Source organism: Enterobacter cloacae complex sp. IR5458 (assembly GCF_049238025.1).
GTDB classification, from domain to species: domain Bacteria; phylum Pseudomonadota; class Gammaproteobacteria; order Enterobacterales; family Enterobacteriaceae; genus Enterobacter; species Enterobacter kobei.
Window position 1 is genome coordinate 93,813 of sequence record NZ_JBMKIF010000015.1, and the last position, 26,843, is coordinate 120,655.

At 55.7% G+C, this 26,843-nt stretch carries 26 protein-coding genes and 1 pseudogene; 7 read left to right on the plus strand and 20 right to left on the minus strand.

Translation table 11 applies throughout. From position 1 onward, the window contains the following. Positions 1–46: 46 nt before the first annotated feature. Together ACOTYN_RS14010 and nhoA are read right to left on the minus strand one after the other, a co-directional pair. The gene (locus tag ACOTYN_RS14010) at positions 47–496 is read right to left on the minus strand and encodes a hypothetical protein (protein WP_047344336.1); all 450 of its coding nucleotides are present in this window, start codon (positions 494–496) and stop codon (positions 47–49) included. A 92-nt stretch (positions 497–588) separates the two neighbouring features. Then, complete coding sequence (gene nhoA / locus ACOTYN_RS14015) at positions 589–1,434, minus strand: N-hydroxyarylamine O-acetyltransferase (protein WP_071922203.1); 846 nt, start codon at positions 1,432–1,434, stop codon at positions 589–591. Positions 1,435–1,541: 107 nt separating this feature from the next. Between nhoA and ACOTYN_RS14020 the strand changes: the two genes are divergently transcribed. Next, positions 1,542–2,114, plus strand: a complete 573-nt coding sequence (locus ACOTYN_RS14020; RefSeq protein WP_023330480.1) for a flavin reductase family protein — start codon at positions 1,542–1,544, stop codon at positions 2,112–2,114. A 35-nt stretch (positions 2,115–2,149) separates the two neighbouring features. On the opposite strand, the gene fusA is transcribed toward ACOTYN_RS14020, so the two are convergent. Beyond that, a complete protein-coding gene (fusA, locus tag ACOTYN_RS14025) occupies positions 2,150–4,249 on the minus strand; it encodes an elongation factor G (protein ID WP_071922202.1) in 2,100 nt (699 codons plus the stop codon). A gap of 161 nt (positions 4,250–4,410) precedes the next feature. Here fusA and ACOTYN_RS14030 point away from each other — a divergent pair, with 161 nt between their 5' ends. Beyond that, complete coding sequence (locus ACOTYN_RS14030) at positions 4,411–4,710, plus strand: helix-turn-helix domain-containing protein (protein ID WP_332957921.1); 300 nt, start codon at positions 4,411–4,413, stop codon at positions 4,708–4,710. A gap of 62 nt (positions 4,711–4,772) precedes the next feature. On the opposite strand, the gene ACOTYN_RS14035 is transcribed toward ACOTYN_RS14030, so the two are convergent. Further along, the gene (locus tag ACOTYN_RS14035; RefSeq protein ID WP_023337343.1) at positions 4,773–5,228 is read right to left on the minus strand and encodes a GNAT family N-acetyltransferase; all 456 of its coding nucleotides are present in this window, start codon (positions 5,226–5,228) and stop codon (positions 4,773–4,775) included. Between the two features lie 164 nt (positions 5,229–5,392). Between ACOTYN_RS14035 and ACOTYN_RS14040 the strand changes: the two genes are divergently transcribed. After that, a complete protein-coding gene (locus tag ACOTYN_RS14040) occupies positions 5,393–6,889 on the plus strand; it encodes a PLP-dependent aminotransferase family protein (RefSeq protein WP_014883930.1) in 1,497 nt (498 codons plus the stop codon). 82 nt (positions 6,890–6,971) lie between these two features. Here the strand turns inward: ACOTYN_RS14040 and ACOTYN_RS14045 are convergent, their stop codons facing one another. The 11 genes and pseudogenes from ACOTYN_RS14045 to ACOTYN_RS14095 form a co-directional block, all read right to left on the minus strand. Beyond that, the gene (locus ACOTYN_RS14045) at positions 6,972–7,973 is read right to left on the minus strand and encodes a Kdo(2)-lipid IV(A) acyltransferase (RefSeq protein WP_023337344.1); all 1,002 of its coding nucleotides are present in this window, start codon (positions 7,971–7,973) and stop codon (positions 6,972–6,974) included. Positions 7,974–8,166: 193 nt separating this feature from the next. Further along, positions 8,167–8,397, minus strand: a complete 231-nt coding sequence (pptA, locus tag ACOTYN_RS14050) for a tautomerase PptA (protein ID WP_014883932.1) — start codon at positions 8,395–8,397, stop codon at positions 8,167–8,169. 37 nt (positions 8,398–8,434) lie between these two features. Then, entirely contained in the window at positions 8,435–9,052 is a 618-nt protein-coding gene (locus tag ACOTYN_RS14055) for a glutathione S-transferase family protein (RefSeq protein ID WP_071922201.1), read from the minus strand. A gap of 41 nt (positions 9,053–9,093) precedes the next feature. Then, entirely contained in the window at positions 9,094–9,981 is an 888-nt protein-coding gene (locus ACOTYN_RS14060) for an ABC transporter substrate-binding protein (RefSeq protein ID WP_023330487.1), read from the minus strand. Between the two features lie 9 nt (positions 9,982–9,990). Beyond that, on the minus strand, positions 9,991–10,764 hold the full coding sequence (locus ACOTYN_RS14065) for an amino acid ABC transporter ATP-binding protein (protein WP_071922200.1): 774 nt from the start codon (positions 10,762–10,764) through the stop codon (positions 9,991–9,993). Beyond that, on the minus strand, positions 10,748–11,674 hold the full coding sequence (locus tag ACOTYN_RS14070; RefSeq protein WP_071922199.1) for an amino acid ABC transporter permease: 927 nt from the start codon (positions 11,672–11,674) through the stop codon (positions 10,748–10,750). The genes ACOTYN_RS14065 and ACOTYN_RS14070 overlap by 17 nt, the downstream gene beginning before the upstream one ends. A 9-nt stretch (positions 11,675–11,683) precedes the next feature. Next, entirely contained in the window at positions 11,684–12,193 is a 510-nt protein-coding gene (locus ACOTYN_RS14075; RefSeq protein ID WP_014883937.1) for a GNAT family N-acetyltransferase, read from the minus strand. 9 nt (positions 12,194–12,202) lie between these two features. After that, positions 12,203–14,466: pseudogene (locus ACOTYN_RS14080) on the minus strand (NtaA/DmoA family FMN-dependent monooxygenase). A gap of 17 nt (positions 14,467–14,483) precedes the next feature. Further along, positions 14,484–15,605, minus strand: coding sequence for an amidohydrolase (locus ACOTYN_RS14085; RefSeq protein ID WP_332957907.1), 1,122 nt, complete (start codon positions 15,603–15,605; stop codon positions 14,484–14,486). Next, positions 15,602–16,603, minus strand: a complete 1,002-nt coding sequence (locus ACOTYN_RS14090; protein ID WP_023330493.1) for an LLM class flavin-dependent oxidoreductase — start codon at positions 16,601–16,603, stop codon at positions 15,602–15,604. The genes ACOTYN_RS14085 and ACOTYN_RS14090 overlap by 4 nt, the downstream gene beginning before the upstream one ends. Before the next feature lie 110 nt (positions 16,604–16,713). Continuing rightward, entirely contained in the window at positions 16,714–17,253 is a 540-nt protein-coding gene (locus tag ACOTYN_RS14095) for an AAA family ATPase (protein WP_071922196.1), read from the minus strand. 417 nt (positions 17,254–17,670) lie between these two features. On the opposite strand from ACOTYN_RS14095, the gene ansP reads away from it, so the two are divergent. Continuing rightward, entirely contained in the window at positions 17,671–19,167 is a 1,497-nt protein-coding gene (ansP, locus tag ACOTYN_RS14100) for an L-asparagine permease (RefSeq protein ID WP_014883943.1), read from the plus strand. Positions 19,168–19,260: 93 nt separating this feature from the next. On the opposite strand, the gene ACOTYN_RS14105 is transcribed toward ansP, so the two are convergent. After that, on the minus strand, positions 19,261–20,322 hold the full coding sequence (locus ACOTYN_RS14105; RefSeq protein WP_045135531.1) for a YncE family protein: 1,062 nt from the start codon (positions 20,320–20,322) through the stop codon (positions 19,261–19,263). Between the two features lie 243 nt (positions 20,323–20,565). Here ACOTYN_RS14105 and pqqU point away from each other — a divergent pair, with 243 nt between their 5' ends. Next, positions 20,566–22,680 (plus strand): TonB-dependent receptor PqqU, encoded by a 2,115-nt coding sequence (gene pqqU / locus ACOTYN_RS14110; protein ID WP_248180365.1) that lies wholly within the window; start codon positions 20,566–20,568, stop codon positions 22,678–22,680. A gap of 120 nt (positions 22,681–22,800) precedes the next feature. On the opposite strand, the gene ACOTYN_RS14115 is transcribed toward pqqU, so the two are convergent. From ACOTYN_RS14115 to ACOTYN_RS14125, 3 genes are all read right to left on the minus strand, one after another. Beyond that, a complete protein-coding gene (locus ACOTYN_RS14115; protein ID WP_014883946.1) occupies positions 22,801–23,469 on the minus strand; it encodes a GntR family transcriptional regulator in 669 nt (222 codons plus the stop codon). A gap of 254 nt (positions 23,470–23,723) precedes the next feature. Next, positions 23,724–24,764: an NADP-dependent oxidoreductase gene (locus ACOTYN_RS14120; protein WP_071922193.1), complete on the minus strand. Its 1,041-nt coding sequence runs from the start codon at positions 24,762–24,764 to the stop codon at positions 23,724–23,726. A gap of 63 nt (positions 24,765–24,827) precedes the next feature. Further along, positions 24,828–25,403 carry a helix-turn-helix domain-containing protein gene (locus ACOTYN_RS14125; RefSeq protein ID WP_014883947.1) on the minus strand — a complete coding sequence of 192 codons (576 nt, stop codon included), beginning with the start codon at positions 25,401–25,403 and terminating at the stop codon, positions 24,828–24,830. Positions 25,404–25,551: 148 nt separating this feature from the next. On the opposite strand from ACOTYN_RS14125, the gene ACOTYN_RS14130 reads away from it, so the two are divergent. Then, entirely contained in the window at positions 25,552–26,070 is a 519-nt protein-coding gene (locus ACOTYN_RS14130) for a GNAT family N-acetyltransferase (protein WP_045135200.1), read from the plus strand. Continuing rightward, a complete protein-coding gene (locus ACOTYN_RS14135) occupies positions 26,067–26,516 on the plus strand; it encodes a DMT family transporter (protein WP_014883949.1) in 450 nt (149 codons plus the stop codon). Before ACOTYN_RS14130 ends, ACOTYN_RS14135 begins: the two co-directional genes overlap by 4 nt. A 2-nt stretch (positions 26,517–26,518) precedes the next feature. On the opposite strand, the gene ACOTYN_RS14140 is transcribed toward ACOTYN_RS14135, so the two are convergent. After that, entirely contained in the window at positions 26,519–26,752 is a 234-nt protein-coding gene (locus ACOTYN_RS14140) for a YdcY family protein (RefSeq protein WP_014883950.1), read from the minus strand. Between the last annotated feature and the right edge of the window lie 91 nt (positions 26,753–26,843).

The window sequence follows — 26,843 nt, forward strand, 5'->3', positions numbered from 1 at the left end:
ATCCCTTCCAGGCCCGGTAAGGCGTAGCCGCCACCGGGCTATAAGGTCAGAACGGAGTGCTTCCGCTTATGATTGAAACAACTAACATCAGAACTAAAACCGCAATGATGAGACCAAAAGCCAGTAACGCCGCATGAAAAGCGATCGTGGCCCCGGAAAAAAAGAGTGCCCCACTCACGGTCCATTTGTTCTCTTTACGCAGGCCACTAATGAAAGCAAGTCCAAGGGACATGACAGACAACACTATTCCGCTGGCGATCAGTAACCGGTCGATATCTACCGGTTTCTTTTTCGTCTCAACGATCGGCTGCTCTCCTTTTAAACCAGCCATTATTCCTTTTTTTACTGCCGAAACCTTTTCAGCCACAACAACTTCCAGCACTGTCGACTTTGAAGAAAACGGACCGAGGGTGAACTGAGCTAAGGAGAGAAGCAGCGCAATAACACCGAGCAACATTCCCACAGAACTAAATTTATTCCGAATCAAGATTTCCATATCAGTATGCCTTTTATGTTGTCGGGTGGCGGCGCCTCACCCGACCTACGTTTGAACCCATGTAGGCCCGGTAAGGCGTAGCCGCCACCGGGCTATTTTCCTGCCTGCGGATGCGTATCAAACCCCGCCATCACCGCCGTCAATTCTGCTAGTGTAAAGCCGTGCTTCGGATCGTCAACCCCAAGACCAAACCGCGACTGCATCAGCTGATACAGCGCCTCTGCATCCGGCAAATGGATCTGCTCCTCCACATGGCCATTCTGCCAGTGGGTGAAGTTGAAGTTGGTCAGCGTCAGCTTGCCGCCGTCCGGCAGATGGCGGCACATCAACAGATGATGGCGGAAATGCGATTGCGGCCAGTGCGCCGACCAGAAGTTCCCCATAACATAATCACTGAAATATTGCGTCGTCAGGTCAAAGTGATACATCGACTGCCAGTGTTCATGATGGCGGAACTGCAGCACCCAGTCGTTCCCCTCGCTCAGCAGACGATACTGCCCGTGCGGCGTTTCCTGTTCTTCGTTAGCCAGCAGACGAATCGGCGCCGTCAGCGTCTGGCCGCCAAACCCAACGTCAGCAATCCAGCGTTCACCGTTAAGCTCGACCAGCAGCAGGCGGTGCGTACGCGGCGGCATCTGCGACGGATTCGCCAGGACCACGCGCCCGAGCACGCTGCGCACCGTAAACCCGACGTCACGCAAGACTCGCTCAAACAGGCCGTTTTGCTCAAAGCAATATCCCCCGCGGCGCGCGGTCACCAGTTTGTCCTCCAGGCATTGATCTTCAAGATGAATTTCGCGCGGCAGGACGACATCAATATTTTCGAATGGAATGGCGCAGTTGTGGTGTAAATGCAGCGCGCGCAGGGTATCGATATCTACCCGTGTGGGTTGCGTCCAGCCGATACGCACGAAATAGCCAGTCAGAAATGGGGACATGCATCAGTTTCCTTTGAGGGTGATGTTCTGTTTATAAACTAATTTTACGCATTCATTTTGATTTACGTGCTTTTTCGCCATACTCATCGTGTAGATGAGGAGATCCTATGAGCCACTTTCGCCCTGTTGAATTGCGTCATGCCAGCCGCCTGCTGAACCACGGTCCTACCGTACTGATTACCAGTCGGGACGAATCTCTCGACAGACGCAACGTGATGGCCGCCGCATGGTCAATGCCCGTGGAGTTTGAACCGCCGCGCATCGCTATCGTGGTGGACAAAAGTACCTGGTCGCGCGAGCTGATTGAGCGCAGCGGGAAGTTTGGGATTGTCATTCCCGGCGTAGCGGCGGCCAACTGGACTTACGCGGTCGGCAGCGTCAGCGGGCGCGACGAGGACAAATTCAACTGCTACGGCATTCCGGTCGTAAACGGCCCTGAACTCGGCCTGCCGGTTATCGAAGAAAAATGTCTGGCGTGGATGGAGTGCCGGTTATTACCCGTTACCTCCGCGGCGGAAAAATATGACACATTGTTTGGCGAAGTGGTTTCGGCGGCAGCAGATGAGCGCGCGTTCGTCGCCGGACGCTGGCAGTTTGACGGGGATAAACTGAATACGCTGCATCATCTTGGGGCCGGGACGTTTGTGACGAGCGGGAAGATGGTGAAGGCTCTGGATTGAAAAACCCTCTCCCCATAAGAGAGAGGGTTGACGTACTACTTCGCGCGCTTCGAAATAATCTCATCCGCAACATTCCGCGGTGCTTCCGCAAAATGATGGAACTCCATCGTATACGTCGCGCGTCCCTGGGACATCGAGCGTAATGTCGTGGCGTAGCCAAACATCTCGGCCAGCGGCACGTCAGCGCGGATAATCTGGCTGCCGTACTGCTCTTCCATGCCCTGCACCATGCCGCGTCGGGAGGAGAGATCGCCCATGATGTTACCGGCGTACTCTTCCGGTGTTTCCACCTCCACGTGCATGATCGGCTCAAGAATCACCGGATCCGCCCTGCGAGCGCCCTCTTTGAAACCAAGGATTGCCGCCATGCGGAACGCCATCTCAGACGAGTCGACATCGTGGTACGAGCCAAACGTCAGCGTCGCTTTAACATCGACAACCGGATAGCCCGCCAGCACACCGCTGTTCATCGCCTCCCGCAGCCCTTTCTCAACGGACGGGATATACTCGCGTGGCACCACGCCGCCCTTTGTCGCATCCTCAAACGTAAAGCCACTGCCAGGTTCTGTCGGCTCCAGGCTCAGGACAACATGGCCGTACTGCCCTTTACCACCGGACTGACGGACAAACTTACCTTCGATATCCTTCACCGCCTTACGCAGGGTTTCACGGTAGGTCACCTGTGGACGACCAATGTTCGCCTCGACGCCAAACTCACGCTTCATACGGTCGACGATAATCTCCAGGTGTAACTCACCCATTCCGGAAATAATGGTCTGACCGGACTCTTCGTCAGTATGCAGACGGAACGACGGATCTTCCGCAGCCAGACGCTGCAGCGCGATCCCCATTTTCTCCTGGTCGCCTTTGGTTTTCGGTTCGATCGCCAGCGAGATAACCGGATCCGGGAACTCCATGCGTTCAAGCGTGATGACGGCGTTCGGGTCGGTGAGCGTATCACCGGTGGTCACGTCTTTCAGCCCAACGCAGGCTGCGATGTCCCCGGCGCGCAGTTCATCCACCTCGTGACGGTCGTTGGCGTGCATCAGCACAATACGCCCGATACGCTCTTTTTTCCCTTTCACCGGGTTATAGACCGCATCGCCTTTACGCAGCACGCCAGAGTAAACGCGGATAAAGGTCAGTTGCCCGACATACGGGTCGCTCATCAGCTTGAACGCCAGGGCGGAGAACGGCTCATCATCGCTCGGATGACGCTCCGCGTGCTGCCCTTTTTCATCCACGCCATCAATGGCCGGCACGTCCAGCGGCGATGGCATGAGCTCAATCACCGCATCAAGCATGCGCTGCACGCCTTTGTTTTTGAACGCGCTGCCGCACAGCATCGGCTGGATTTCGCCAGAAATGGTGCGGATACGCAGGCCTTTGATAATGTCAGCTTCCGTCAGATCCCCCGTTTCGAGGTACTTATCCATCAGCTCATCGCTGGCTTCCGCCGCGGCAGAGACCATTTTTTCCCGCCATTCCTGGGCGGTACTGACGAGATCATCCGGCACGGGTGCATAGGTAAACACCATGCCCTGAGTGGCATCGTCCCACAAAATGGTGCGCATCTTGATGAGATCCACCACGCCAGTGAAGTGCTCTTCCGCGCCAACCGGAATCACAATCGGCACCGGGTTGGCCTTCAGGCGTTCCTGCATCATCCGCACCACGCGGAAGAAATCTGCCCCCGGGCGGTCCATTTTGTTAACAAACGCAATGCGAGGAACTTTGTATTTGTTCGCCTGACGCCAGACGGTTTCCGACTGTGGCTGCACGCCACCCACGGAGTCATACACCATGACCGCGCCGTCGAGCACGCGCATGGAACGTTCGACCTCAATGGTGAAATCCACGTGCCCCGGGGTGTCGATGATGTTGATCCGGTGCGGTTCAAACCCTCTGTCCATGCCTGGCCAGAAGCAGCTGACCGCTGCGGAGGTAATCGTGATCCCGCGCTCTTGCTCCTGCGCCATCCAGTCAGTGGTTGCCGCGCCATCGTGTACTTCACCCAGCTTATGGCTCATCCCGGTATAAAACAGGATGCGCTCAGTGGTGGTTGTTTTACCGGCATCGATATGCGCGGAGATACCGATGTTGCGATAACGTTCGAGAGGGATGGGTCGGGGCATACTATTTCCTTAAGTCTTTCTGACTTGTCTGTGACGACCGGGATGGTCGTGTATTCGTTCGTTTGCTATAATAGTCCTATTGTACGAGTATTATCGAACTATTTTTTACGGGTTGACCTATTGTTGATATAGCTCAATCTGACGCCATACGCAGGAAAACGATGATCCCAAACCACCCTGAAACTGAACAAATACTGCTGGAAAATGTGCTGTTTGCCCTCGGCAACCCGCTCCGGCTGTCAATTATCCGCCGACTTGCCGACGGCGACGAACTCAGCTGTAACGCGCTGCGCCCGGAAGATGTGGTGAAATCCACCATGACCCACCACTGGCGCGTATTGCGGGACAGCGGCGTAATCTGGCAGCGTCCGCAGGGACGAGAAAACATGATTTCTTTGCGAAGAGACGATCTGGATACCCGTTTTCCAGGGCTGATGGAGATACTTATGCAGGCTAAATGATAAGAGTACGTCAGGTTTAATGCCCCTTAAAAATTTAAGGGGCACACGGACAGCGAAGGGATTTATCTTACGTGCATACGATATTCAATCATCCCGCTTTTTTTCGCAATCCAGTCGTACAATCGTTGCGCGCGATAATTGGCTTCATGCGTATGCCAGTAAAGATGGCTGGCGTGATGTTTTCTTGCTTCTCTCTGCACATATTCTATTAACTGTTTGCCCGTGTGTTTGCCCCTTGCTGCATCGCTGACATATAAATCTTCGAGGTAGCAATAATCGCTCTCGGACCAGGTCGAACGGTGAAAAAGATAATGCGCAAACCCCACCACCTCTCCATTGCATCGTGCCACTACGCAGAATACTGGCTCAACGGGGCTGAAAAATCGTTGCCAGGTTCGTTCTGTCACTGCCCCGGATAGATCGACGTTGTAAAATTCCTGATATTTTCTCCATAGTGGCATCCAGCTTTCAAAATCACGTTCTTTAACTGCCTCAATGGTCACGCTCGTATTATTCATATTGCCTCTGTGCTTATCCCGTATTTGTTTCAGGAAGAGTGTATTCGCTGAATGGCCCGTTTTGCCCCGCCAATTCTCATCATAAAGGCAGACCAATTTTTCATCCTGCTACATGCACTATTGCTTTAGAATCAAGGGATACAGAGGGAAAAGTGGACAACATAATGTTTAAGCACGCGCAGCTTGAAACGGTTAAGGCATGGATTTCCGACCCTGCAAACGGTTCACTACCGCTTCATGAAAGGATCCAGAGAGCGATACGCACATTGATACTTGAAGGGACCTTGTCGCACGGTAAGGCGCTTCCTGCTTCACGTGCGCTGGCTACCTCATTGAATGTTTCGCGGGATACGGTTGAAGCAGCCTATTCCAGCCTGCATGCAGAAGGTTTTATTGAGCGGCAAACAGGCAGAGGGAGCTTCGTCTCTTCCAGCGCCCGGTTTTTAAAACCACGTATCCGACAGCATCCGCCAACCGCGGAAACACGAAAAGCAAAACTTAGCGCCCGTGGAAAGGTCATCTATGAAAGTGGCGGGATCCGCGAGTTTTCTTCGCCACGTCCGCTGGCGCCCGGTATCCCCGAAACCCGCCTGTTCCCCATTCCAACCTGGGAGCGTCTTCAGCGGCAGGTCCTGAAGGAATATCAGCACAAAATACTGGAGCAAAGTCCACCGCAGGGCATGGAGCGCTTACGGCGGGCCATCGCGGAATATGTCAATCTTGAGCGCGGGACACGTGCGAGTGCAGAACAGGTGATCGTTCTGACAAGTTCTCAACAGGCGCTAGCGCTCTGTTCACACGTGCTGCTGGACAACGGGGAGAGTATTGTCATTGAAGATCCCACCTATCAAGGGGCACACAAAGCGTTTAAGGCTGCCGGACTGCACCCTGTCCCGGTTCCTCTTGATGAAAAAGGCATATCCGTTGACGCACTTAATTCGCTAACCGAACCTGCCAGAGCTATCTACCTTACGCCTTCTCATCAGTATCCAACCGGGGTGACGCTCTCTCTTGACCGACGACTGGCCGTCATTGACTGGGCAAACCGTCACGCCGCCTGGATCATTGAGGATGACTATGACAGTGAGTTTCACTATGAAGGAAAGCCTATGGCCTGCCTTCAGGGGCTGGATGCTTACAACCGGACAATTTATATCGGCACGTTCACCAAGTCGCTGTTCCCCGGGCTACGTATTGCGTACATGATCGTCCCCTCAGAACTGACCGAGCCCTTTACCATGGCCAGGACATTAATGGACGGCCATACCGCATCAATAACTCAACTGACGCTGGCTAAATTTTTGGAGGGTGGCCATTTTGGTGCCTATATTCGCAAGATGAGGAACGTTTATGTTGCTCGTCGCGACAAACTGGCCAGCCTGATGGACGAGTATCTTTCTGATTATGTTGTGTACGCAACGCCAGCGGGTGGCATGCAGATGCCTTGCCACCTGAGGCACGGGTTATCCGAGAAGGATATTGCCGCCGCGGCCCGTCGCGCTGATATTGATATATTAGGACTTACCGGCTTATATGCAGTCAGCCCGGTATCCACCGGTTTTTTAATGGGATTTGCCGCTTACACCGAAAGGGAAATAGAAGACGCGGTAAAAAAGCTGGCCGCAATTTTCCGGTCATGTTGTTATCTCTCGCCACTGTAGATACTCGACAGCAGCCCTGGTGGCCTGCGGACTATGCGCCGTACCGCAGGCCCTCACCGCATGGTGAGGGCAGGATGCTCCCTTAGTGCTGGACGCCCGAGCGGTCAGTAAGCTCGTCGGCGGAGAGAATATCAGCTCGCGATGCCACGCTCTTGCGGCGGGCGTACCTGTCCGGCTGGCCTTCCGGGCGCGTTTTGAAGCGTCGGTGGAGCCACATATACTGCTCCGGTGCCATCAGCACGGCTCGCTCGATAGCCCTGTTCATCTGCGTTGCAACCGTCTCTTTGTCAGCACCCTGCAACGACGCGCTGATATCCTCAAGAATAATAAGTTCGTAACCGGTACCGTCCGCCCTGCGACGCGGCACGAACGGAATCACGGCGGGCTGAGCGCTTTTTACCAGCATATAGCTCCCTGCCGTGGTTGCGGCATCCGGGACAGCAAAGAAGGGTGCAAACACGCTGTTAGCCTTGCCATAGTCGTGATCCGGGGCGTACCACAGAATCTCATTCTGCTTCAGGGCGCGGATCATCCCTTTTAAATCATGACGGTCCAGCATGGTTTTATTAGAACGCAGACGCCCGCGCGTCTGAAGCCAGTCCAGCAACGCATTATTATTCGGACGATAAACCCCAATCCCCGGGTTGAGCATGCCAAAAATCCGCGCGCCCAGTTCAAGGGTGAGAAAATGCATGCCAACCAGCACCACGCCCTTTCCTTGCGCCCTGGCCTGCTCCATATGCTCATACCCGCGCACGGTAAAGCATTTACGCACCCGCCACTCGGGCCAGAACCACGCCATGCCGGTTTCAATTACCCCCATCCCCACGGATTCAAAGTTACGCTGCAGCAAGGCTTCACGCTCCTCTGCTTTCATCTGCGGGAAGCATAGCTCAAGGTTGCGGCGGGCAATCGCCACGCGGCGAGGGAGAAGGCGCATAGCCAGCCGCCCGAGGCGATGTCCAATTCTGAATAACAGCGGATAAGGCAGTAGCATAATGAGCCATAGCGCGGCGATGCCTGTCCAGCTTAGCCAGTATCGAGGATGGAAAAAGGCAGGTGAAAACCGGGGTAATTTTGTCATGAGAAAATTATCCTTTAACGTTGCTGTCCTTAATTGATTCTGTTGTCGATCTTTCCTAAGGATTTATAAAATGTCAGTCAGGAACGTAAAGTGTACCGGATAAGATTAAACTTATTTTTATCGTTTTTTGCGGAAAGAAGGCTGGAGAGGCAGACAAAGCCGGGTAAGACGAAGCGGCCACCCGGCATAAAACTTACATTGAATATCCCGGTTTCTTAATCAGGTCATCCATCTTCGGGGCGATCTCGGTATCCCAGACCTGTGCTTTCCAGTCTGCTTCCTGAACTTCATTCAGCGCTACCGAAATGGAACGATCTTTACTGTTAAGATGGCGCGTAATCACTTCGGCAATATCGGCCGCCAGCGCGGTTTTTTGTTCGTCGTTGAGATCGCGGGGAAAGTATTTGATATCTACGTGTGGCATATGCAGGTTTCCTGTTGTGGTTGAGCGCTTCACGTTATCAGATAATAGTATTTGCCTTTAACACCTTGTGCAGTTCTGGCAGCTGACAGACGGTATCGGCGATCGCCGTAAATTTCGGGGTATTGGCAGCAAACCAGTCGTGACGAGGCCCCCAGGTGCGCGCCACGGCAATATACACATCCAGCAGCGTCAGCCGTTCCCCTAATGCAAACGGCGCGGCTTTAAGCTGACTTTCGAACCATAAATAGAGGGATTTCCGGTACGCAATGCAGTTTTTCTGCAACTGTTCCGGTGCGTCGGGCGCCCAGCGTTCGGGATAATCTGCAAACGTAAAAGTGGGATAGACGTTAGCTACAAACCAGATAAGCAAACGCTGAAACTGCTGGCGTTCGGCCTGCCCCACGGGCGGCGCAAGATCGGGACAACGGTCGAGTACCATCAGCGCAATCGCCGCCGTTTCGGTCATGATGGCGCCATTTTCCAGCACCAGCGTGGGCACCTGACACAGCGGATTGAGCTTTTGCAGCAACTCACGCTGCAGACCAGGCTGGTCAAACCCGTCCACGTTCACAAACTGATAAGGGATATCGGCCAGGGTCAGCATCACTTCACTGATTGCCGAGCCCCAGCCGGGTACGCCATAAAGTTTCATCATGTTGCCCCCTCAGGGATGAAAACCCTAAGTGTAGAGCACCATTAGTAGGTTATCCCAGGCGGGTTGACCTCCGATTGCGTGACCGCTTCGCCCTGTTCACCCCAGCGCGCCAGCACCTTCTGGTACTCTCCCCGCGCAATCGCCCCGTCCAGCGCGGCCTGCAGAGCGTACACCAGCCCATTCCCCTTTTTCGTGGTCGTGGCGACAAAGGCTTTCTTTGGGCCTAACCCCACGACGCGCGTTTTTCCGGTGAGCGCCGCTTTCCAGGACGAAACCGACTGCGGACCAAAGAACACATCCGCCCGGCCAGACTGAATATAGAGATTGCCCGAGGCATCGTCGTGGAGATAGACCGGCAGCGCAGGTTCGCGTCCCGCCTTTTTGTTCTCCTCGTTCCAGCCCAGCAGGATGCGCTCCTGATTGGTGCCCGAGCCAACAATCACCTTTTTCCCGGCCAGATCTTCCGGGCTTTTGATCGACTGAATCTCGCTGGTGGATTTCACCGAAAACGCCAGCGAATCGACGCGGTAGGTCGCAAAATCAAACTTCTCTTTACGCTGTTCGGTCACCGCAATGTTCACCAGCGCCACGTCGTAGCGTCCGGAGGCGATCCCCAGCGGCCAGTCTTCCCACGCCGTCGGTATCAGCTTCAGCTTGAGCCCCAGGCTACCCGCCAACAGGCGGGCGATATCCGGATCGCTACCGATGCGCGTGCGATTGTCGCTGGCCAGCAGCGCCAGCGGTGGAGAGTTCAGCATGGAAACGGCAACCGTAAGCGTTCCCGGCTCAACAAACCTGTAGTTTGCGGGGATCTTCGCCACCGCCTGCCGATCCACCGTCACCGGCAGCGGCTGCTCGTTGGCCTGCACATCAATCCCGGCGTGGCTCACCGTCGTGAAGAACAACCCAACCAGACATCCATATTTCATCTGCGCTCCTTACAGCACTTTAGCGAGGAACTGGCGCGTTCGCGGGTGCGACGGACGGTTTAAAACGTCGTCGCTGTTGCCCTGCTCCACAATTTTCCCGTCGACCATAAATACCACCTGATCCGCCACTTCCCGGGCAAAGCCGATCTCATGCGTGACCACCACCAGCGTGGTGCCAGAGCGGGCCAGCTTTTTGATGACGTCCAGGACTTCCCCCACCAGCTCCGGATCCAGCGCCGAGGTAGGCTCGTCAAACAGCATTACGCGCGGACGCAGCGCCAGCGCACGGGCAATGGCAATGCGCTGCTGCTGGCCGCCGGAGAGATGGCGGGACCAGGCGTCCGCTTTATCCCTCAGCCCCACCACATCCAGCAGGCTATATGCCCTTTCCACCGCCTCTTTCCTGCTGAGCTTTTTATGCGCGATGGGCGCCTCAATCAGATTTTCCAGCACCGTGAGATGCGGAAAGAGATTGAAGTTCTGAAATACGTAGCCCACGTTGACGCGCTGCTTGAGGATCTCGTTCTCTTTCAGTTCGTAAAGCCTGTCACCCTGACGACGGTAGCCAATATAGTCCCCGTCGATCTGGATGAAGCCTTCGTCGACGCGCTCCAGGTGGTTAATGGTGCGTAGCAGCGTCGATTTACCCGAGCCGGACGGCCCGAGGATCACCGTTACGGAGCCCGGCGGGATCTCAAGCGTGACGTTGTCGAGCGCTTTATGGCGGCCAAAATATTTGCTGACGCCGGTAATTGAAATATGTCCTTCAGGAGAGGCTTGCATGGACAGGCTCCTGTGCTGGCGTGGTGGTGACAGCGCGGCTACGACGGATGGCGCTGTTCTGGTTCACGGCGGAGCGGCGTTCGCTGCGGGCGAGCCCGCGCTCAACACCATACTGGATAGCGGACAGAACGGTGGTGATCGCCAGGTACCACGCGGCACCGACCATCAGCAGCGGGATCACCTCCTGCGTGCGGTTGTAGATCATCTGGATGGTATAGAACAGCTCCGGCATCGCCAGGACATACACCATCGCCGTACCCTTGGCGAGACTGATAATTTCATTGAACCCCGAGGGCAATATGGTACGCAGCGCCTGCGGCAGAATGATCCGCACCGTGCGACGCCATGCGGGCAGGCCGAGCGCGGCGGCAGCCTCATACTGGCCGTGATCGACCCCGAGGAATCCGCCACGAATGATCTCGGCGGTATAGGCACTCTGAACGAGGGTTAACCCCACCACCGCGGTAGAAAATTGCCCGAGCACGTTGATGGTTTCAAAACTGCCCCAGGTGATGCGGGTGAACGGTACGCCGAGCGAGAGCGTGTCGTAGAGATAGGAAAAGTTGTAAAGGATGATCAGCACGACTATGAGCGGCAGCGAGCGGAACAACCAGATGTATCCCCACGCCAGGCTGCTTAACAGCCAGGAGGAAGAGAGTCTCGCCAGGGCCAGCAGGCCGCCAATCACCACGCTCAGCGCAGTGCCGATCAGGGTCAGCAGCAGGGTCTGCCCGACACCTGCGAGGATCACCGGGTCAAAGAACCAGCGGGCAAACACCGCCCACTCCCAGCGCGGGTTAAAGGCCACGGACTGGATCACAACGGCCAGGATAAACAGGGCCACCACGGCGCCGACAGTCCGCAGCGGATAACGCGCCGGGACCACCTTAATGGTTTCAATGTTGCTCATCGTCGTTCCTCATGCGGTTTTACTGAACGCTTCACGTACCAGCGTTTTGGTGAAACGCAGCCGACCGTCAAACGGCGGCTGGCTGTACTCTTCCGGGTCACGGGTGAGATCGAACTGCGGCTGGTATCCCTGGCTGAGATAGAGCCGCACCGCTTCCGGCTGACGAAAACCGGTCGTCAGGTAGATCTGGCTGTAACCCGCCTGCACCGCCCTGCGCTCCAGTTCCTGCACCACGCGGGCAGCAAGCCCCTGCTGACGCAGGGATTTGTCCGTCCAGATGCGTTTAATTTCGGCGGTCCGTTCATCAAAGGGTTTGTACGCACCGGTGGCGATAATCTTCTCGTCACGTTCCAGCACGATAAACAGCCCCTGTGGCGCTAAATACCACGCCGTGAGCTCCACTTCCGCGTCCTTAGAGAAGTAGTCGCCGTAGCGGGCGGCATATTCACCGAACAGCCCCTCGATAATCGGCTGCAGTTCGGCATCTTCCGGCGAAACATCACGAAATTGTTCACGCATAGCGCCTCCTTAATCTCCCAGACCTGCCGGGTTTACCTCGGAATGAGCAATGCGCTCAACCCCTTCTCCCCAGCGGTTTAGTACTTTGTCGTAATCGCCGTTTTTGATTACGCCATTAAGCGCGGTTTGCACCGGCTCGACCAGGCCGCTGCCTTTTCTCAGCGTGACCGCGATATGCGCCGCTTTCGGCCAGCCGCCGTCAACGCTGCCGACGAGTTTGGTTTTGCCGTTGAGCGCCGCTTTCCACGCGCCAATCACGTTCGGGCCAAAGTAGGCATCCGCGCGCCCGGACTGCAGCGCCAGCGTTTGCGCCGCATCGTCTTTGGTGTAGATCGGAGTAAAGGGTTTCAGCCCTTTCCTGAGGTTCTCGGCATTCCATGCCAGCAGAATGGCTTCCTGATTGGTACCGGAGCCCACAATAATCCTGAGCCCGGCGATGTCCTCTGCTTTTTTAAGCGAGGTAATCGGGCTGGTCGATTTCACGTAGAAACCGAGGGAGTCCTTACGGTAGGTGGCGAAATCAAACTTCTCTTTGCGCGCTTTGGTGACGGTAATATTGCTGATGGCGGCATCGTATTTTCCGGACGCCACGCCCAGCGGCCAGTCTTCCCACGAGGTCGGCACCACGTTCAGCTCCAGCCCGAGGCTGTCAGCCACCAGGCGAGCGACGTCGACCTCGCTTCCCAACAGCGTTTTGTTGTCATCGGAGAAAACCGTAAGCGGCGGTTGATTCAGCCCCGCCACCGCCACGGTAAATTTCCCGGGCACGGCAAAGCGATAATCCTTCGGTAGCTGCGCCACCGCATCACCGTTTTTGACGGTGTTGATCGGCGTTTTATTGGCCTCAATACTCACGCCAGTGCCGTTAATCGTGACATTCTCTGCCCGGACGACAGGGGTAAAGGCCAGCGCGAGCGCCAGAATAAGCGATGTTTTCTGCATAGCGGTGTTCTCTTTTATTGTTGTGTGAACGTGTTTTTCGGTTGATCCAGACCTAAGCTGTCGCGCAGCGTGGTGCCGGGATAGTCGGTACGGAACAGCCCGCGGGCCTGCAAAACGGGCACTACCAGGTCAACAAAGCGCGGGAAGGTATCCGGCGTGCCGCCCTGAATGATGAAGCCGTCTGCGGCATAGCCTTCAAACCAGGCCTGAAGGCCGTCTGCAACCTCTTCCGGCGTGCCGGAAAAACGCGGGCGCGGCGACGCGGCTTCCAGCGCCACCTGGCGCAGGGTTAAGTTGCGTTCGTGGGCGTTACGCTTAATTTCATCGGTGGTGCTGCGGAAGCTGTTTTTGCCTAGATCGCCGATATCCGGGAACGGCTCGTCGAGCGGGTACTGACTAAAATCGTGATGCTCAAAATAACGTCCAAGGTAATTAAGGGCATCGTGAATCGACACCAGCGCCGCCGTAGTCTGGTACTGGTTTTCAGCGTCTTCTGCATCGTTTCCAACGATGACGCTGACGCCCTGGAAAATCTGTAAGTCAGACGCGCGCCGACCGTTCGTTTCCAGTTGCTGTTTCACGTCACGATAAAACGCTTTCGCTTCTTCGAGGGTCTCGTGATGGGTAAAAATGGCGTCGGCATGTTTTGCCGCCAGTTTTTTCCCGTCATCCGACGCACCGGCCTGAAAGACAACCGGACGTCCTTGCGGCGTGCGACCAATATTGAGCGGCCCGGCGACCCGGAAGAAATCCCCGTGATGATTCAGGGTGTGCAGTTTAGCCGGGTCAAAAAACTGACCGCTCTCTTTATTACGGATAAAGGCATCCTCTTCCCAGGAGTCCCAAAGTCCTTTCACCACGTCCAGATACTCATCGGCAATGCGATAGCGCAGCGCATGTTCCGGGTGTTTTTCGCGGGAAAAGTTCTTCGCTGAACCTTCCAGCGGCGAAGTCACCACGTTCCAGCCCGCACGTCCGTTGCTCAGGTGGTCGAGGCTGGCGAACTGCCGCGCCGTGGTAAAGGGCTCGCTGTAGGAGGTGGATAAGGTTCCCACCAGCCCCAGGCGCGAGGTAATACTTGCCAGCGCAGATAACACCGTTAAGGGCTCAAACCGGTTTAAAAAATGCGGGATCGATTTTTCGTTAATATAAAGACCGTCGGCAACGAATAAGAAATCGAGTTTGCCCTCTTCCGCTTTTAATGCCGTCTCTTTAACGAAATCAAAATTGATACTGGCATCCGCGACGGCCGCCGGATGACGCCAGGCGGACATATTTCCGGATGCGCCATGCAAAATGGTCCCGAGCCGCAGTTGACGATGTGCAGACATATTTACCTCATGATTAATCAGACGTGTTGCAGGGCGTGTTCCGCAAGCTGGGCAAAATAGCGGGCAGCGGGTTCAATTAAGGCTTCATCCGGATTAAATGCCGGGTGGTGTAAACCAAACGGACTGTTGCTGCCGATGCTGACAAACGCGCCGGGCACAGACTGGAGATAGACTGCGAAATCTTCTCCGCCCATATGTAGCTCGGCGTGATGGGTTTCATACCCCGCTTCACGGGCGACCGAGGTGGCGAAATCGGCCCAGCGTTGGTCATTGACCAGCGCAGTGGGCCCGGCAAACCAGGTGATATCAATCTGCGCGCTAAAGGCACTGGCAAAACCGGCCGCAATTTCCCCCACGCGGGCCTTCACGTTCTGCTGCACTTCCGTGCGGTGAGTGCGTAGCGTACCTTCCAGCTCAACGCTTTCCGGCAGCACGTTCCAGGTGTTGCCCCCGGCGATGCGCGTCACGCTCAGCACCACCGAATCCAGCGTATTCACATTGCGGCTGGCGACGCTTTGCAGCGCGGTCACCAGCTGGCTGGCCAGGAGAATAGCGTCGTTGCCTTCATGCGGGCGCGCGGCGTGCGCGCCTTTACCGGTAATGCGGATCGCGAAGCGGTCGACGTTGGCATAGAACGGCCCGCCACGGGTCGCGAACTTCCCCACCGGCAGGCCGGGCTCGTTGTGCATCCCAAAAATCGCGCTGACATCCCGCAGGGCACCGGCCCGCACCATGCTCTTCGCCCCCCCAAAGTTCTCTTCGGCTGGCTGAAACAGGATACGCACCCGCCCCTTAAGCGAGGCTTCCCGCGCTTTCAGTTTTAACGCTGCACCGAGGATCACGCTGGTATGGATATCGTGTCCGCAGGCATGCATCACGCCGGGCTGCTGCGAGCTAAACGGCACGCCGCTGCGCTCCTCAATGGGCAGGGCATCAATGTCTGCCCGCAGCGCGATCAGTTTGTTACCGGTCCCGATCTCCGCCACCACACCGGTCGGCAGGTCGTAAGGCAGCGGCGTGATGCCCGCGGCTGACAGCCACCGGCGCAGGCGAGCGGTCGTTTCCACTTCCTGGCCGGACAGCTCCGGGTTCTGATGCAGCTCGCGACGCCAGGCAATCAGTTGTTCACTAAAGCTCATACGGTAACCTCCCTGTTCAGACGCGCCTCGGCCAGCAAACGCAGGGACTGCACGCGCGTTGCCCCCTCCGCAACCGGCGTGTCGATGATAAATTCGTCGATCCCCCACTGCGCGTGTAGCGCGTTCAGCTGTTCCAGCACCGACTCCGCCGTCCCCGCCAGCAGCGACTGGGCGCGACGGGCGATGCGCACCGGCTCACTCCCGGCCTGACGCGCAAAGGCATAGGCCTGATCCTCGCTGGCGACGGTCACGCGCTGGCCGTTTGCCAGCTCAACACCCCACACTTCGACCTTCTGCGCCAGGGCTTCGGCCTCAACCTGGGTCGGCGCGATAATCGCCTGCACCGCCACTATCACCTCCCGCGCGCTGTTCTTGCGCCAGGTCGAAACCACCTCGCGTAACAGTTCCGGATCTCCGTTCAGATGCGCGGCAAAGACAAAGTGCCAGTCGAGTGATGCGGCGAGCAGCGCGCTTTCCGTGCTGGCGCCCAGCAGAAAACCCTGTGCAGGTACCGGCGGCTGCGGCGTGGCGCGAACGGCTTCCTCCGCAGAGTGGTTTTCAGGGCGGATCCAGCGATCGAGCTGGGCCAGCTGTTCGGCAAAGCTGCCCTTTTCCTGCTGATCCAGCCCCTGCTGCAGCGCGCGGGTCGAGAGCGGTAATCCCCCAGGCGCTTTTCCGACACCAAGATCCACGCGGCCGGGCGCCAGCGCGGCCAGCACGTTGAAATTCTCGGCGACTTTATAAGGGCTGTAGTGCTGGAGCATGACGCCCCCGGAACCGACCCGGATGCGCGTTGTTTGCCCGAGGATCCAGGCAATCAGCAGCTCCGGCGAGGGACTGGCAAGCTGAGGGGTATTGTGGTGTTCGGCAATCCAGAAGCGGTGATAGCCCAGATTTTCTGCCTGCTGCGCCAGCGCTAACGTACGCGCCAGTGCATCGGCAGCCGTTTCGTTTTCAGCGATGGGGCTTTTGTCCAGAATGCTGATTCGCCATGACATGTTGCGTTCTCGTTTGACTTAACATGTCGACATTATTAAAGGCGTATTTCACCACTGAGAAACAATTAATTTACATTTAGTTTTCTGGAAATCAGATATACAGCGCCCTGCTAGGGATGAGTTTTCAGCGAAGCAATCAGCGCATCCGCCTCCTGGCGATGGGTGATGCGAACAAACTGAATGTGGGCGTATTGCGGGTTTTTCATATCAGCGTCGTAACGCTCGCGGTTAATGCGCCAGGTTTTAAGGGTCCAGATGATGATGGATTCCCGGCTGAAAAATGAGCGGCGGAAGCTTTCGCAGTTTCCGGTGCCAGGCCACAGTTCCTGTTGGTGCCATGCGCGTTTAAACGCGCGCGTCACCGCCTGCCAGAGCGTACGGATAAAACCGCAGTCCACCCACACGACCAGATCAACCTCACGCCATTTCACCGGGCGCGTGCGGTTGTAGTTGCCATCAAGCACCCAGCCGGGTGTGGCAGCAAGCGTATTTGCCAGCGTCTCCAGTAGCTCCTCATCGGGCGTTCCCTTCCATTCAGGGCGCCAGTAGAGCCTGTCCATCTCAATATAAGGGAGCGACAGTTCCGTCGCGATGCGCCGGGCAAGCGTACTCTTTCCGCTCCCGCTGGTACCGATAATATTGATTTTCACCGTTCCGCCTGGCCATGCTGAAGAAAACATTTCGGATCATATCGTTTTATTTTTGTTAATGAAATGCCCGTGACGCGCTGCCTCATTGCGCGCTACCTCAACGTAATTATTAAGGATTTCTGATGATTAAAGCAGCACTTCACTATTAGTTCTGTCTAAAAACTCGCCACGATTCAGCGTGTTGTAATCCTCATCTGCTCTGACCACACGATTTCCTTCGACCTGCATCACTTTCGACACGGTTATATTTTGCGTCGCTTATGAATTGCAGGTAGGATGCCTCGCCATGTTTCGCCTTATCCATACGCAGAATGACTGGGAAGGCGACATGTGTTTGCGCAGAAGCAATCGTTTGTATCGCTCTCTGCCAGGCAGGACTATCACGATAATGGTTCAGACAGGCAAACAGGTAACTCAATGAAAACAAGCAATAAAAGCGCAGCCGATCATCACGCTGCTAAACGTCGCTGGTTGAACTCCCACGAAGAGGGCTACCACAAAGCGATGGGCAACCGTCAGGTGCAAATGATCGCCATCGGCGGCGCTATCGGAACAGGTCTGTTTTTAGGTGCTGGTGCGCGTCTGCAAATGGCTGGCCCGGCTCTCGCCCTGGTGTATCTGGTGTGCGGGATCTTCTCTTTCTTCATTCTTCGCGCACTGGGTGAACTGGTGCTGCATCGTCCGTCCAGCGGGAGTTTTGTTTCATACGCCCGTGAATTCCTCGGTGAAAAAGCGGCCTACGTGGCAGGCTGGATGTACTTCGTCAACTGGGCGATGACCGGTATCGTCGATATCACCGCCGTTGCGCTCTACATGCACTACTGGGGCGCGTTCGGTGACGTGCCGCAGTGGGTCTTTGCCCTTGGTGCGCTGGCGATTGTCGGCACCATGAACATGATCGGTGTGAAGTGGTTCGCCGAAATGGAGTTCTGGTTTGCGCTGGTAAAAGTGCTGGCGATTGTGATTTTCCTGGTCGTCGGGACCGTGTTCCTCGGCAGCGGTAAGCCGCTGGATGGCAATGCCACCGGCTTCCACCTGATAACAGATAACGGCGGTTTCTTCCCGCACGGTCTGCTGCCTGCGCTGGTTCTGGTTCAGGGCGTCGTGTTTGCCTTTGCCTCTATCGAACTGGTCGGTACCGCAGCGGGTGAATGTAAAGACCCGCAGACCATGGTGCCGAAAGCCATTAACAGCGTGATCTGGCGTATCGGTCTGTTCTACGTTGGTTCCGTGGTGCTGCTGGTTCTGCTGCTGCCGTGGAATGCCTATCAGGCTGGTCAGAGCCCGTTTGTCACCTTCTTCTCTAAGCTCGGCGTGCCTTACGTTGGCAGCATCATGAACATCGTGGTACTGACGGCGGCACTCTCCAGTCTCAACTCCGGCCTTTACTCTACCGGTCGTATCCTGCGCTCTATGTCGATGGGCGGTTCTGCGCCGAAGTTCATGTCGAAGATGAGCAAGCAGCACGTACCGTATGCCGGTATTCTGGCGACCCTGGTGGTGTATGTCTTCGGTGTATTCCTGAACTATCTGGTGCCGTCTCAGGTTTTCGAGATCGTTCTGAACGTGGCCGCACTTGGGATTATCGCCTCCTGGGCCTTTATCGTGGTTTGCCAGATGCGCCTGCGTAAAGCCATTAAAGAAGGCAAAGCCGCAGACGTCAGCTTTAAGCTGCCGGGCGCACCGGTGACCTCATGGCTCACCCTGCTCTTCCTGTTTAGCGTGCTGGTACTGATGGCGTTCGACTACCCGAACGGTACCTATACCATCGCCACCATTCCGCTGCTGGCCGTATTGCTGATCGCAGGCTGGTTCGGCGTACGTAAACGCGTTCACGAAATTCACAGCACCGCGCCGGTTCATCCTGATGATGAAAAACACGACGCACCGCTGGTGGAAGAGACCTCGCGTTAATAAAAAAGCCGGGTGGCGGCTTCGCCTTACCCGGCCTACATATTATCGTTTTTGTAGGCCCGGTAAGCGCAGCGCCACCGGGCAATTCCCACATTAGAGTGCAATACGAATCACATCGTCAGGCTGAGTGGCTTCCTGCTGGCGAGTTGATTTTTGTTTCACCGTCACGTACAGGATTTTGCCATCGGCAGACAGCGCCAGGCTGTTCGGGTAGACAGGCGTGTCGAAGGTTTTTGTCACCTTATAAGACTTCGCGTCAATCACGCTCACTTTACCGGCTTCACGGTGCGTCACGTAGGCTTCATTGCGAGCCGGGTTAAACAGAACCGCCAGTGATTCAGGCGCCGCAATTTTCTCAATCACGCTGCCGTCTTTCAGGCTCACCACCAGCACTTCCGGCTGTTTTGAGTCGGTCAGGAAGGCACGCTGACCGGCGGTGTCCAGGCTCAAATTCAGGTAGAAGTGTTCTTTGCCGTCGTCCTGCACTTTTTTGCGGCTGAGGATGGTGTTGGTGGCGGTATCAATGGTGACCAACTCGCCGTCCGCATTCGTTGTATAAAGGCGTTTCGCCCTGGCATCAAGTGCCAGCCCGGTGCTGTAGGTACCCGTATTTGCGATGGTTCCTTTCAGCTTCAGCGTGGCGCCATCCACCACCCAAATCACGCTCTCTTTGCCCACCCCGGTGATGTAAATCGTGTTGCTCGCGTCATCCGCCACCAGCTGTCGCGGCTGCAGCGGTTTCACCGTTTCGCTGCGCTGGCGACTATCGAGCACCAGACGCCCTTTCACGTCGCCCGTTTTCGCATCAATGGCCGTCACCGCACCGTTGATCGTGTTACCCAACCACAGGGTTTGCGTCGCGCCGTCGAGGGTTGCACCAAAAGGTTTGAGATCGCTATGAATGGCCTGCGTGACCTCCAGCGTGGCAGGATCAAGACGATAGATAATCCCACCCTTGTCAGTTTTACGGCTTTGCGACGTCGCAACCCACAGCGCATTCTCCTGCTGGCTGACCGCCATTTCATAGGCACCTTTACCCACTGCTTTACGCAGCATCTCTTCGGCGGCATGCACCTGGAAGGTTCCGGCAAACAGTAAAGCGGCAGACAGCAGAGAGGTGCTCAGTCGCGGTGAGCACAGATGGCGTAAAGACATAACAATTCCTTTTTTGAAAAATGGGAGTACGGCTGACATCGCTTCCGGCTGGCAACGTCATGGCGTCGCCGTTATGATAATGAGAATAGTAATCATTAATGAGTTAAAAGTGGAGTTTTTCTTTCCCTTCTCGCCTTTCATTAACGCAATGTGCGGTTATAGTTTTCAAAACATTTACAAAACCTTTAACATGTATGGACATGTTCCATTTGGTTCGTTTACACACCACAACCGGTTTTACTCATGAAAATCATTTCTGCCCGTAAGGCATCTCTCCCGCTGCTGCTGGTCCCCGTTGTTTTTGTGCCGCTTAGTGCGATCGGCGCAGAGGAACAAACCATGATCGTCAGCGCCACGCCGCAAATCGTATCAGAGCTTGATACCCCGGCGGCGGTCAGCGTCGTGAATGGCGATGATATGCGTCATGCCACGCCACGCATTAACCTCTCTGAATCGCTTGGCAGCGTTCCCGGGCTGCAAATCCAGAACCGGCAGAACTATGCCCAGGATCTCCAGCTTTCAGTGCGTGGGTTTGGTGCCCGATCAACGTTTGGCGTGCGCGGCATTCGCATGTATGTCGACGGTATCCCTGCCACCATGCCGGACGGACAGGGCCAGACGTCTAACATCGATCTCTCCAGCATTGACAGCGTTGAAGTGCTGCGTGGCCCCTTCTCTGCCCTGTACGGTAACGCCTCTGGCGGCGTGATTAACATGACTACCCAGACCGGGCAGCAGCCACCGACCCTTGAGGCGAGCAGCTATTACGGCAGTTACGGTACATGGCGCTATGGAATGAAAGCCACCGGCGCCATGGGGGACGGAACGCATGCGGGAGACGTGGATTACACGGTTTCGACTACCCGCTTCACCACCAAAGGCTTCCGCGACCACAGCGGCGCGCGGAAGAATCTGGCTAACGCCAAACTGGGTGTACGCATTGACGACGCCAGCAAGCTGACGCTGATTTTCAACAGCGTGGACATGAAAGCCAACGATCCGGGCGGACTGAGCTATCAGGAATGGCAAAACAACCCACGTCAGTCTCCGCGCGGCGATCAGTACAACACGCGCAAGACCATCAAGCAGACCCAGGCCGGTCTGCGCTATGACCGCCAGCTTAGCGCTCAGGACGATCTGAGCGTGATGATGTATGCCGGTGAGCGTGAAATGACGCAGTATCAGTCGATTCCTTATCAGCCGCAGCTGCGACCTTCTCACTCCGGCGGCGTGATTGATATGCAGCGCCACTATCAGGGCGTTGATACCCGCTGGACGCACCGTGGTGAGCTGCTGGTGCCGGTCACCTTCACCACCGGTCTGAACTATGAAAACATGAGTGAAGATCGTCGCGGGTACGAAAACTTCGTGATGAACAACGGCGTGCCGGATTACGGCGTTAAAGGCGATAAGCGTCGTGATGAACGCAACCTGATGTGGAACGTCGATCCTTATCTGCAAACCAGCTGGCAGTTAACGCAGAAACTTTCCGTCGACGCGGGCGTGCGTTACAGCTCGGTCTGGTTCGATTCCAACGACCACTACGTTACGCCGGGGAACGGCGATGACAGCGGTGACGCGAGCTATCACAAATGGCTCCCGGCAGGCTCGGTGAAATATGCGGTGACGGACGCGTGGAACCTCTATGCGGCCGCAGGACGTGGATTCGAAACGCCGACCATCAACGAACTTTCTTATCGCGCCGATAATCAGGGCGGCCTGAACATCGGCCTGAAACCTTCCACGAACAACACCTATGAAGTGGGCAGCAAAACCCGCATCGGTAATGGTCTGCTGACGGCAGCGCTGTTCCGCACAGACACAGATGATGAGATCGTGGTAGATGCCAGCGCTGGCGGTCGTACAAGCTATAAAAATGCCGGGAAAACCCGCCGTCAGGGGGTAGAAGTCTCTCTCGATCAGCAGTTTGCTGAGAACTGGAAACTGAAAATGGCGTGGACGTACCTGGACGCTACCTACCGCACCAACGTCTGCGGCGATGCCGACTGTAATGGCAACCGTATGCCGGGCATTGCCCGCAATATGGGCTTCGCGTCGTTTGGCTGGCAGCCAGAAGAAGGCTGGTACGCGGGTTCTGACGTGCGCTATATGAGCGACATCATGGCTGATGACGAAAACACGGCGAAAGCGCCGTCGTACACGGTGGTTGGGCTCAATACCGGGTATAAATTTAACTATGGCAACTGGGGGATGGACGTCTTTGGCCGCGTAGATAACCTGTTCGACAAAGAGTATGTCGGCTCCGTTATTGTTAACGAATCGAACGGGCGTTATTACGAGCCCGCACCTGGCCGTAACTACGGTGTTGGTCTGTCGGTCTCTTATCGCTTCGAGTGAGAAAAAAAGTAAAGTTTATTTTATAAATGAAATAATGCTCCTGATGGCAATAAGCCATCAGGAGTTATTCACCAGATAAATAATTAGGTGCGGGATATAGTCGCTCTGCTAAATAATCTCTTAGTTAAAATATTGTCGCTGTAAAAGCGTATTCGCTTCATCAATCAACTTATCAATCGCCTTCTGGCTGGCATCAACATCTCTTCTCTCAAGGGCTGAAAGCAGCTCGTCATAGTGATAAGTCGACACTTTGATGTCATCAAGCTCACGGTGAAGATAGTTAATACACGGGCCGATGCGCACCCATAGCTGTTCAATCAACGCATTCAGCGTCGGCATTTCGGCATACTGATAAAGCGTAAACCGGAAAACGCGATTCGCATGGAGCGCCTGCTGGACGTTCCCGTTGCGCATGGCCTCATGAAATACGTCCGACAATTTGCGCAACGTCTCCAGCTTTTGCTCAGACATATTCTGACAGGCCGCGGCGACTGCCATGGGCTCAAGCTGTTTGCGAATGGCGTTAATTTCGTTATAACGATCCAGCGTGACCTCTGGCACCAGAAAGGCCTGCGCGGGCGTAGCGTGTAATGCCCCTGCCGACACCAGACGCAGCAGCGCTTCGCGGACCGGCGTAATACTGGTTCCCAATTTATCGGCAATCTCTTTCGTAATCAGCCGTGCGCCAGGTTTGAGGGAGCCTGTAATTAATGCTCCTTTCAAACTGAGTTCAACTTGCATGGTAAGACTGATCCTTTGGGCTTTTTCTAAGTGATCCAAATCAAGCATGTTCAATTCCTGTAGCTAAAACTTAATGCTATTTTTAAGCGTCGGTTTAATAAAACGACGCTGCTTCGATATATCCTGTATCGTCATGCCTGGTGGTGGGAAGTACGTAAAAACAGCAAAAAAAGCAAACTGTGATTTTTTATCGGCTTCGGGCGCATCCGGGATGATGGCGCGAAAAACCATGTCCGTTAATTAAAGACAATATATCGTATCTTCACAAATAAATATGGCGGGAAACCCCGCCATCATGCTTTTTATTTATTGTCACCCGCGACGCGAATCACGACTTTGCCGAAATTTCGACCTTCCAGCAGGCCAATCAGCGCCTCGGGCGCGTTCTCCAGCCCATCCGTGACCTGTTCACGATAGTGAATTTTACCTTCCTGCACCCAGCGCCCCATCTCGTCCTGGAACGCCTTAATGTGGTGGCCATAGTCCTGAGCGATAATGAACCCCTGCATCCGAATACGTTTCTTCAGAATGGTGCCCATCAGCAGCGGCAAGCGATCCGGTCCTTCAGGCAAGCCCGTCGCATTGTAGCCACTCACCAGGCCGCAAACCGGCACGCGCGCAGAGGTATTCAGTAGCGGCAGTACGGCGTCAAAGACTTTCCCCCCGACGTTTTCATAATAGACATCAATCCCTTTCGGGCAGGCGTGCTTCAGCTGGTCGGCAAAATCCGCCGCGTGGTGATCGAGACACCGATCAAACCCAAGAACATCAACGGCATGACGGCACTTTTCTGCCCCACCGGCAACGCCCACTACCCGGCAACCTTTGATTTTGCCAATCTGCCCAACGGTGGCGCCAACCGGACCTGTCGCCGCAGCGACCACCAGCGTTTCACCCGCTTTCGGTTGTCCGATATCCAGTAACCCCATATAGGCGGTAAAACCAGGCATACCCAGAATACCCAGCGACCAGGAAGGATGAGACGGATTGTCTCCCAGCTTGACCAGGCCGCTGCCGTCCGAAAGTTCATATTCCTGCCAGCCGCTGTAGCCCAGCACCCATTCACCGGGTTTGAAATCGGGATGGTTTGACTGCTCAACGCGGCTGACCGTTCCCCCAACCATTACGGCACCCACCTCTACCGGAGGGGAATAGGATGGCGCATCGCTCATGCGACCCCGCATATACGGATCCAGCGACAGCCAGACGGTACGAAGCAACAGCTGCCCCTCAACGGGCGTGGGAACAGGTTGTGTTTCCAGACGAAAATTTTCCGCGACCGGCGCGCCCTGTGGACGAGAAGCCAGCACCCAGCGGCGATTTTGCGAAACAGCGTGATTCATCAGGATCTCCTTCTGCTACAAATGTCATTACAGCCTGGCTCATGAACGGCGTTATCGCTTCCTTTACGAGCCCGACTGGTTAAGCCGTACAACCAGATAGACACAGCTTTCATTCGTTTCGTTGATGAAACGGCAGTCATTTGGCGGCCCAAGTTCAAGACAGTCACCGGCCTGCATCTCGTGGCGTGTGTCGCCTTCCTGAAACACCAGCTCGCCGGACTGCAGCCAGATGAGCTGACGAGCCAGCGCGTAAGACGATGCGGGCATCGGCACATCGCTCCCGGCAGGCAGTTCTACCTGAACAAGGTCGATGGGCAGATCGGTACGGGGAGAAACATGACGGCGGAGATAGTGCGTTTGCGGGTCGCGCCAGACAGGCTGATTGGCAAGGCGCAGGAGTTTACCTTCCTGCATCTCCGCGCGTGCAATCAGCGTGGACATGCTGATGCCAAACGCGCCGGACAGGCGGGCAAGAAGAGTCGCTGTCGGGCTGCTGTCTCCGCGCTCAATTTTGTGGATCATCGCGCGCGAGACCCCTGCCCGGTCAGCCAGCTCGCTCAGGGACCATCCGCGGGACTCGCGTTCAAGACGAATTCTTGCACTAATTCGTTGATTCATTGTGTCTGTTATTGTGTTCATGACGTCATACTATAGTGTATGAATGGCATTTCAATGGGGTTCTGATAACAAAAAAATAGGGCTTATGGCGTAGCGCCCGGACGATGCAGTTGTGTAATATCGTATCTACAACGTAATACTATAGTGAACAACACACAGAGGGAACATAATGATCGTTCGTCATGCCTGCAAAGAAGACTGCGCTGCGATAGGAGAGATCTATAACCACGCGGTGCTGCACACTGCCGCGATCTGGAACGATAAAACCGTCGATACCAATAACCGTATCGCGTGGTTTGAGGCTCGTACACTTGCAGGCTATCCGGTTCTAGTGAGCGAGGAAAACGGTGTTATTACCGGATACGCCTCTTTCGGTGACTGGCGAGCCTTTGATGGTTTCCGCCATACGGTAGAACATTCGGTCTATGTCCATCCGGATCATCAGGGCAAGGGGATTGGCCGCACGTTGATGAAAGCGCTGATTAACGAGGCCCGCACCCTCGGTAAACATGTGATGGTGGCCGGTATTGAAGCGCAAAATCAGGCCTCCATTCACCTTCATGAAACCCTCGGTTTCGTGACTACCGGACAAATGCCGCAGGTGGGAACCAAGTTTGGCCGGTGGCTGGACTTAATCTTTATGCAGCTGCAGCTTGACGAGCGCAGCGACCCGGACGCTATTCCATGAATCAATCACTGACGCTGGCATTTCTGGTGGCGGCGGGGATCGGTCTGGTGGTGCAGAATACCTTGATGGTGCGCATCACCCAATCCTCCTCCACCATTCTGATCGCGATGCTGCTCAACTCGCTGGTCGGCATCGTGCTGTTTGTCAGCATTCTGCTGCTGAAACAGGGCGTCGCCGGGTTTAGCGAGCTGGCCGCAACGGTGCGCTGGTGGACGCTTATTCCGGGACTGCTGGGTTCGTTTTTCGTATTTGCCAGTATCAGCGGATATCAGAACGTTGGCGCAGCGACCACCATCGCCGTACTGGTGGCCAGCCAGCTGATCGGTGGGCTGGTGATGGACGTTCTGAGAAGCCATGGCGTTCCACTCCGCGCCCTGGCAGGCCCGGTGTGCGGTGCGGTGATGCTGGTTGTCGGGGCCTGGCTGGTCGCACGACGCCAGTTTTGAGGCTACAGAATCGTGCCGCCTTTGGTCAGCTGTTCCTGCCGCGCGTCCATTTCTTCTTTATGCTGCTTACCGTGATGCGAAATCGCGGTACGCAGACGCTGCTGCTGGGTATAGCGTTCTTCCCGGCTGAGCTCGGCATCATCGCTCAGTTCAATCAGCAGTTCGTTCATATGGGCAATCACGCTCTCGTCGATGGCGGCATCCACGCGGGCGATCACGTCGTTTAAATGTGACATTGTCACTCCTCCTCACGTGCCCGGTGGCGCTACTGTATGACCGGATACATAGGTGACAGATCAGACCGGGAACATAGGTAACACTTTTAGT